Annotated in this window: 6 protein-coding genes and 1 pseudogene; 5 read left to right on the plus strand and 2 right to left on the minus strand. The window is 51.9% G+C overall.

What is annotated here, in order from left to right; translation table 11 throughout:
• A pseudogene (gene gyrB, locus ACTHSP_RS14955) lies at positions 1-690 on the plus strand (DNA gyrase subunit B); the annotation flags it as partial.
• A 202-nt stretch (positions 691-892) separates the two neighbouring features.
• Here the strand turns inward: gyrB and queA are convergent.
• Entirely contained in the window at positions 893-1,921 is a 1,029-nt protein-coding gene (gene queA / locus ACTHSP_RS14960) for a tRNA preQ1(34) S-adenosylmethionine ribosyltransferase-isomerase QueA (protein ID WP_283121974.1), read from the minus strand.
• Positions 1,922-2,277: 356 nt separating this feature from the next.
• Here queA and accB point away from each other — a divergent pair, with 356 nt between their 5' ends.
• From accB to katA, 4 genes are all read left to right on the plus strand, one after another.
• Positions 2,278-2,736 (plus strand): acetyl-CoA carboxylase biotin carboxyl carrier protein, encoded by a 459-nt coding sequence (accB, locus tag ACTHSP_RS14965; protein WP_049350800.1) that lies wholly within the window; start codon positions 2,278-2,280, stop codon positions 2,734-2,736.
• Between the two features lie 71 nt (positions 2,737-2,807).
• Positions 2,808-2,999: a YqaE/Pmp3 family membrane protein gene (locus tag ACTHSP_RS14970; RefSeq protein WP_049350801.1), complete on the plus strand. Its 192-nt coding sequence runs from the start codon at positions 2,808-2,810 to the stop codon at positions 2,997-2,999.
• A gap of 29 nt (positions 3,000-3,028) precedes the next feature.
• The gene (accC, locus tag ACTHSP_RS14975; RefSeq protein WP_049350802.1) at positions 3,029-4,390 is read left to right on the plus strand and encodes an acetyl-CoA carboxylase biotin carboxylase subunit; all 1,362 of its coding nucleotides are present in this window, start codon (positions 3,029-3,031) and stop codon (positions 4,388-4,390) included.
• A gap of 304 nt (positions 4,391-4,694) precedes the next feature.
• Positions 4,695-6,209, plus strand: coding sequence for a catalase KatA (gene katA / locus ACTHSP_RS14980; RefSeq protein WP_049350803.1), 1,515 nt, complete (start codon positions 4,695-4,697; stop codon positions 6,207-6,209).
• 301 nt (positions 6,210-6,510) lie between these two features.
• Here katA and groL read toward each other — a convergent pair whose 3' ends face one another.
• Positions 6,511-8,145 (minus strand): chaperonin GroEL, encoded by a 1,635-nt coding sequence (gene groL / locus ACTHSP_RS14985; protein ID WP_204828078.1) that lies wholly within the window; start codon positions 8,143-8,145, stop codon positions 6,511-6,513.
• Positions 8,146-8,256 lie beyond the last annotated feature (111 nt).

The raw sequence follows: 8,256 nt of genomic DNA on the forward strand, positions 1-8,256 counted from the left end.
AAAATCGTTTCAGACGGCCGCACCATCGAAGGCGAAGAGCTTGCCAATACCGCCAAACAATTCCTGTTGGCCAAAACGGTTATCGAGCAAGAAAGCCGCATCATTGACGAACTCGTCCTGCATGCCATGCTGCACGCTTCGCCGGTCGACCTCAGCACGGCAGAAAGCGCAGACCGCGCCGTTGCCGAATTGAGCGGCCTCTTGGACGAAAAAGAAGTCGCGCTCGAACGTATTGAAGGTCACGAAGGACACCAGTTCATCAAAATCACACGCAAGCTGCACGGCAATGTGATGGTGAGCTACCTCGAGCCTAAGTTCCTCAACAGCAAAGCCTACCAAACCCTTACCCAAACCGCCGCCGCACTCAAAGGCATGGTCGGTAAAGGGGCAAAGCTCTACAAAGGCGACAACGAATACGATATCGACAGCTTTGAAGGCGCTTTGGACATCTTGATGAGCGTTGCCCAAAAAGGCATGTCCATCCAACGATACAAAGGCTTGGGCGAGATGAATCCGGAACAACTTTGGGAAACCACGATGGATCCTACCGTCCGCCGCCTTCTGAAAGTCCGCATCGAAGACGCCATCGCCGCCGACGAAGTGTTCGTCACCCTGATGGGCGACGAAGTCGAACCGCGCCGCGCCTTCATCGAAAACAACGCCCTGCTGGCACAAAACATCGACGCCTAAGTATGGGGATATAAAAGGCCGTCTGAAAAACGATTTTCAGACGGCCTTTTTTGTTTTATTTCTTATAACTCAAATTCCAACCACTTCGCACGTTTGCTTTAATCATTTATTTTAATTCGCATATTTTAATAGAGCGTTCCAACTGATTCAGATTCGGGACAACCCAAATAACCAGTTTGAAACACTCCAATCCGCTTCTGATTTATTCCGCTTTTCCCAAAATCATCGCATCGCCATAGCTGAAAAAGCGGTATTCCTGTTCCACTGCATGGCGGTAAACGCTGCGGATATGCTCCATGCCTGAAAATGCGCTGACGAGCATCAGCAAGGTTGATTTGGGCAGGTGGAAATTGGTAATCAAGCGGTCGGCAACATTGAAGCGGTAGCCCGGCGTAATGAAAATATCGGTATCGCCGCGTCCGGCTTTCAGACGGCCTGTTTCGCGTGCGGCGGATTCTAAGGCGCGCATGGAGGTTGTGCCCACTGCCCACACTTTATTGCCGCGTGCTTTGGCGGCTTCAACGGCGGCAACGGTCTCGGCCGGTACGTCAAACCACTCGCTGTGCATTTTGTGTTCTTCAATTTTATCGACGCGCACGGGTTGGAATGTGCCGGCACCAACGTGCAGGGTCACTTCTGCGGTTTCTACGCCTTTGGCTTTCAGACGGCCCAATAACTCATCGGTAAAGTGTAAACCCGCCGTCGGCGCGGCTACTGCGCCTTGATATTTGGCGTACACGGTCTGATAGCGGCTGTCGTCTTCATCATCGGCCGCGCGTTCGATATAAGGCGGCAAGGGCAGATGGCCGTTTTGCTCCAAAAGTTCATAAACGGTTTGCCCGCCTTCAAATTTCAGGCAAAACAATTCTTCCGCACGCTCCATCATGACGGCACGGATATCGCCTTCAAAAATCAATTCTGTACCCGGCTTTGGCGATTTGGACGAGCGGATATGCGCCAATGCGGTATGCGCGTCTAAAACCCGTTCAATCAGGGCTTCGATTTTGCCGCCGCTGGCTTTTTGGCCGAACAGGCGCGCCTTCATCACTTTGGTATTGTTAAACACCAGCACATCGCCCGGTGCGACATAATCGGGTAAATCGCCGAAATGTTTGTCTTCAATCGGCAATGTCGGCAAAGCAACCAGAAGCCTGCTGCTGCCGCGCACTTCGGGAGGATGCTGGGCAATCAGTTTTTCGGGCAATTCAAAATCAAAATCGGAAATATCCATTGTCGTGCATACTTTAAAAAAACAGGCGCCATTATACGCGCAAAGTTGGTTTTCAGACGGCATGTTTTGTCGCAAAACCAATAAATTAGAATAAACGCTCTTGGGAAAATCGCTTTTTAATAAAAATCAGCGTTCCATCCTTTTTTTCGCCGAAAAACGCCTTTTTTCTATCTTTTACTGGACATTTACCGGCAAGTTCGGGAAAATAACCAGATTCATTTCTCAGGCTCCGTCCTGTTCCGACATTATTTAAACGCCGGATGGCAAACCCGCCTTCCGACGTCTCAGGAAATCATCTAAAACCACAGCGGCGCATACCCAATATGCACTTTATGCCGCGCTAAAAAGGAAAAGCAATGGATTTGCGTAAATTGAAAAAACTGATTGATTTGGTCGAAGAATCAGGCATTGCAGAAATTGAAGTTACCGAAGGCGAAGAAAAAGTCCGCATTACGCGTACCACTGCCGCCGCAGCTCCTATTTATGCTGCTCCGGCACCTGCCGCAGCCGCTCCGGTTGCCGCCCCTGCCGCTGCTCCGGCCGCAGCCGCTCCAGCAGCCGCCCCTGCCGCTCGCGATTTGTCCAACGCGCAAAAATCGCCTATGGTCGGTACGTTCTACCGCGCTCCCGGCCCGAACGCCGCTGCTTTCGTTGAAGTAGGTAAACAAGTAAAAGCCGGCGATACTTTGTGCATCATCGAAGCCATGAAGCTGATGAACGAAATCGAAGCCGAGAAATCCGGTGTCGTTAAAGAAATTCTGGTTGAAAACGGTACTCCGGTCGAATACGGCGAGCCGCTCTTTATCATTGAATAATCCGCTTTTTCAGACGGCCTTTATCTTTAAGGCCGTCTGAAATTCCTTTTTCTGTTCATTAAGGACAAACCATGCGTCTGATTTTGGCTATTTTCTTGCCTTGGTTGCAGTTTTTCACCATCGGCCGTCCGATTGCAGGCATCATCTGTCTGATTCTGCAATGTACGCTGATCGGCTGGATACCGGCAGCCATGTGGTCGGTTTACGCCTTGAGCCAATACAAAACCGACCAAAAAATCCGCAACGCATTAGGCGGCCGCTGAGGCCGTCTGAACCATCCGGAAAAATTATCATGCTGAAAAAAGTATTGATCGCCAACCGGGGCGAAATCGCCCTGCGCGTCCTGCGAGCCTGCCGTGAAATGGGCATCGCCACCGTCGCCGTCCATTCCGAAGCCGACAAAGACAGCCTGCACGTCAAACTCGCCGACGAATCCGTGTGCATCGGCCCTGCCGCATCCGCACAAAGCTACCTCAACATCCCGGCCATCATCGCAGCCGCCGAAGTAACCGAAGCCGACGGCATCCACCCGGGCTACGGCTTCCTCGCCGAAAACGCCAATTTTGCCGAACAAGTCGAACAATCCGGCTTTGTCTTCATCGGTCCGAAAGCCGATACCATCCGTCTGATGGGTGACAAAGTATCCGCCAAACATGCCATGATCGAAGCCGGCGTGCCTTGCGTTCCCGGTTCTGAAGGCGCATTGCCAGACGATGGCGAAGAAATCCTCAAAATCGCCGATAAAGTCGGTTATCCCGTCATTATCAAAGCCTCCGGCGGCGGTGGCGGTCGCGGTATGCGCGTCGTCGAGAAAAAAGAAGACCTCCTCCAGTCTGTCGAAATGACCAAAGCCGAAGCAGGCGCGGCATTCGGCAACCCGATGGTTTACATGGAGCGCTACCTGCAACGTCCGCGCCACGTCGAAATCCAAGTGATTGCCGACGAATACGGCAACGCCATCTACCTCGCCGAGCGCGACTGCTCCATGCAGCGCCGCCACCAAAAAGTTATCGAAGAAGCACCTGCTCCGTTCATCACTGAAGAAGAACGCGCCAAAATCGGCAAAGCCTGTGCCGACGCTTGCAAACGCATCGGCTATCGCGGCGCAGGTACGTTTGAATTCCTGTACGAAGACGGCGAATTCTTCTTTATCGAGATGAACACACGCGTTCAGGTTGAGCATCCGGTTACCGAGCTCATCACCGGCGTGGACATCGTCCAAGAGCAATTACGCATCGCATCCGGCCTGCCTTTGCAATACAAACAGGAAGACATTCAAGTCGAAGGTCACGCGTTTGAGTGCCGTATCAACGCCGAAGACCCATACAACTTCATTCCAAGCCCGGGTCTGATTGAAAGCTGCCACCTGCCCGGCGGCTTCGGCATCCGCGTCGACAGCCACATCTACCAAGGCTACCGCATCCCTCCTTACTACGACAGCCTGATCGGCAAAATCTGCGTTATCGGTAAAGACCGCGGCCAAGCCATGGCGAAAATGCGCGTAGCCCTTGCCGAGCTGGCGATTACCGGCATCAAAACCAATACACCGCTGCACCGCGATTTGTTCAATGACCCAGGCTTCCAAAAAGGTGGCGTCAGCATCCACTACTTGGAACATTGGTTGGAAGAACGCAAAGCCAAACTGGATAAATAATCCCTTGTTTTGACTAAAAATAAGGCCGTCTGAAACACAAAATAAAGTTTCAGACGGCCTTTTTTACAGCTTAATCATTGATAAAAACTAATAGAATTTAATTTCTGATTGATTAATATTAATTCTAAATCGATTTCATAGTTCCAATAGTTAAAATCTTTCTGTATAGTTCTTTTAATAGTTAACAGCAAAAGGAAATAAAATGTCGATACAAGAAATTTATGAATGCCAAGAAACCGGCTACGAATATGCTTTTCGGCAAATCGTTTTATAAACCATTGACCATTTCACAAAGGAAATCATCATGACCGTCTCTAAATGTCCCGTAACCCACCTGACCATGAACAACGGCGCCCCCGTTGCCGACAATCAAAACAGCCTGACCGCTGGTCCGCGCGGCCCGTTGCTGGCGCAGGATTTGTGGCTGAATGAAAAACTCGCCGACTTCGTGCGCGAAGTCATCCCCGAACGCCGTATGCACGCCAAAGGTTCGGGTGCGTTCGGTACGTTCACCGTAACGCACGACATCACGAAATACACCCGCGCCAAAATCTTCAGCGAAGTTGGCAAGAAAACCGAGATGTTCGCCCGTTTCACCACCGTGGCAGGCGAGCGCGGCGCAGCCGATGCGGAACGCGACATCCGCGGCTTTGCGTTGAAGTTCTATACCGAAGAAGGCAACTGGGATATGGTCGGCAACAACACGCCCGTATTCTTCCTGCGCGACCCGCGTAAGTTCCCTGACCTGAACAAAGCCGTCAAACGCGACCCGCGCACCAATATGCGTTCTGCCACGAACAACTGGGACTTCTGGACGCTGCTGCCCGAGGCACTGCACCAAGTTACCATCGTCATGAGCGACCGCGGTATTCCAGCCAGCTACCGTCATATGCACGGCTTCGGTTCGCATACTTACAGCTTCTGGAACGAAGCAGGCGAGCGTTTTTGGGTGAAATTCCATTTCCGCACCCAGCAAGGAATTAAAAACCTGACCAATGAAGAAGCCGCCAAAATCATCGCCGACGACCGCGAAAGCCATCAACGCGACCTGTACGAAGCCATCGAACGCGGCGAGTTTCCGAAATGGACGATGTACATCCAAATCATGCCTGAAGCCGATGCGGAAAAAGTACCGTATCATCCGTTTGACTTGACCAAAGTTTGGCCGAAAAAAGACTATCCGCTGATTGAAGTGGGCGAATTCGAGTTGAACCGCAATCCCGAAAACTTCTTCGCCGATGTGGAACAATCCGCCTTCGCACCGAGCAACCTTGTGCCCGGTATCGGCGCCAGCCCCGACAAAATGCTGCAAGCCCGTTTGTTCAATTACGCCGACGCGCAACGCTACCGCTTAGGCGTGAACTTCCGCCAAATCCCCGTCAACCGCCCGCGTTGCCCTGTTCACAGCAACCAGCGCGATGGGCAAGGTCGCGCCGACGGCAACTACGGCAGCCTGCCGCACTACGAACCCAACAGCTTCGGCCAATGGCAGCAACAGCCCGACTTCGCCGAACCTCCTTTGAAAATCAGCGGCGATGCGGCGCACTGGGATTACCGCCAAGACGATGACGACTACTTCAGCCAACCGCGCGCTTTGTTCAAGCTGATGAACAATGAGCAACAACAAGCTTTGTTTAACAACACCGCCGCAGCCATGGGTGATGCACCAGACTTCATCAAATACCGCCATATCCGCAACTGCTACCGTTGCGATCCGGCATACGGCGAAGGCGTGGCCAAAGCCCTTGGACTGACTGTCGAAGATGCCCAAGCGGCACGAGCCAACGATCCGGCTTTAGGTCAATCTGGTTTGCTGTAAGGAAGCATTATGTGGATAGAAATTGAAGAAATCTTGTCTCAAGCTGTCCGATACAGCCGTTCAAACAAAAAGTAACAGTTTAGATCATTAATCAGGCCGTCTGAAACATAAAATAAAGTTTCAGATGGCCTTTTTTATAATGAAGTTTATTTGATTGCTTCTGATTCAATGGAACTGGCTACCCTTATTTCTCTGTAAATCATGGCGTACCCCTTACCATCTCACGCTTCTACTGGCAAATAAAAAACCGCACGGCTGCTTGCCATGCGGTTTGCTTTTTGTCTGAAGGTTTCAGACGGCCTTACATCATGCCGCCCATTCCACCCATGCCGCCCATGTCAGGCATAGCTGGTTTTTCTTCAGGGATTTCGGCAATCATGCAGTCGGTCGTCAGCATCAGGCCGGCGATAGACGCAGCGTGTTGCAGCGCGGAACGGGTTACTTTGGCAGGGTCGAGTACGCCCATTTCGATCATGTCGCCGTATTCGCCGGAGCCTGCGTTGTAACCGTAGTTGCCTTTGCCTTCCAGCACTTTGTTCACCACTACGCTAGGCTCGCCGCCTGCGTTGGCAACGATTTGGCGCAGCGGAGACTCAACGGCACGCAAGACGATTTGTACGCCTGCGTCTTGGTCGGCATTGCCGGTGTGCAGGTTTTCCAGAGCGGCACGGGCGCGCAACAGGGCTACGCCACCGCCTGCAACCACGCCTTCTTCAACGGCTGCGCGGGTAGCGTGCAGCGCGTCTTCCACGCGGTCTTTTTTCTCTTTCATTTCCACTTCGGTAGCGGCACCGACTTTAATCACTGCCACACCGCCGGCCAATTTAGCCACGCGCTCTTGCAGTTTTTCTTTGTCGTATTCGCTGGTTGCGGTTTCGATTTGTTGGCGAATTTCGGCAACACGTGCTTCGATTTGGGCTGCATCGCCGAAACCGTCGATGATGGTGGTGTTTTCTTTACCGATTTCGATGCGTTTGGCTTGACCCAAATCGTCCAAAGTCGCTTTTTCCAGAGACAGGCCGACTTCTTCGGAAATCACCACACCGCCGGTCAGGATAGCGATGTCTTGCAACATGGCTTTGCGGCGGTCGCCGAAGCCAGGGGCTTTAACGGCAACGGTTTTCAGAATACCGCGGATGTTGTTCACCACCAAAGTCGCCAAGGCTTCGCCTTCTACGTCTTCAGCGATAATCAAGAGCGGACGGCTGGCTTTGGCCACTTGTTCCAAAACAGGCAGCAGGTCGCGGATGTTGCTGATTTTTTTGTCGAACAACAATACAAACGGATTGTCCAAAGCTGCGATTTGTTTTTCAGCGTCGTTGATGAAGTAAGGAGACAGGTAGCCGCGGTCGAACTGCATACCTTCAACCACGTCCAGCTCGTTTTCCAAAGATTTGCCGTCTTCAACGGTAATCACGCCTTCTTTGCCGACTTTTTCCATCGCTTCGGCAATAATCGCGCCGACTTGTTCGTCAGAGTTGGCGGAAATCGAACCGACTTGGGCGATTTCTTTGGAAGTGTCGCAAGGTTTGGCGATGTTTTTCAGCTCTTCAACCAAAGCGGCAACGGCTTTGTCGATACCGCGTTTCAGGTCGGTCGGATTCATGCCGGCGGTAACGTATTTCATGCCTTCGGCAACGATGGCTTGTGCCAGTACGGTGGCGGTAGTGGTACCGTCACCCGCTACGTCGTTGGTTTTGGACGCGACTTCTTTCACCATTTGCGCGCCCATGTTTTCGAATTTGTCTTTCAATTCGATTTCTTTAGCGACGGTAACGCCGTCTTTAGTGATGTGCGGGCCGCCGAATGCGCGGTCAACGACTACGTTGCGGCCTTTAGGACCCAAGGTTACGCGGACGGCGTTTGCCAGAGTGTTCACGCCGCTGACCATTTTTTGGCGGACTTCGTTACCGAACTGTACGTCTTTTGCTGCCATTTAAATTCTCCAAATCAATATTAAAAATCTGTTTGAGGCCGTCTGAAAACTTCATGTTTGATTCAGACGGCCTTTGGTTCTGAAACTTAATTCAACAATTATTCAACGATA

The sequence above is a fragment of the Neisseria sp. P0001.S005 genome (assembly GCF_051963715.1).

What these genes read in the sequence shown, in the direction of transcription:
- accB (WP_049350800.1), top strand. Translation starts at nt 2,278, where the DNA reads ATGGATTTGCGTAAATTGAAAAAACTGATTGATTTGGTCGAAGAATCA.
- ACTHSP_RS14970 (WP_049350801.1), top strand. Translation starts at nt 2,808, where the DNA reads ATGCGTCTGATTTTGGCTATTTTCTTGCCTTGGTTGCAGTTTTTCACC.
- katA (WP_049350803.1), top strand. Translation starts at nt 4,695, where the DNA reads ATGACCGTCTCTAAATGTCCCGTAACCCACCTGACCATGAACAACGGC.
- queA (WP_283121974.1), bottom strand. Translation starts at nt 1,921, where the DNA reads ATGGATATTTCCGATTTTGATTTTGAATTGCCCGAAAAACTGATTGCC.
- accC (WP_049350802.1), top strand. Translation starts at nt 3,029, where the DNA reads ATGCTGAAAAAAGTATTGATCGCCAACCGGGGCGAAATCGCCCTGCGC.
- groL (WP_204828078.1), bottom strand. Translation starts at nt 8,145, where the DNA reads ATGGCAGCAAAAGACGTACAGTTCGGTAACGAAGTCCGCCAAAAAATG.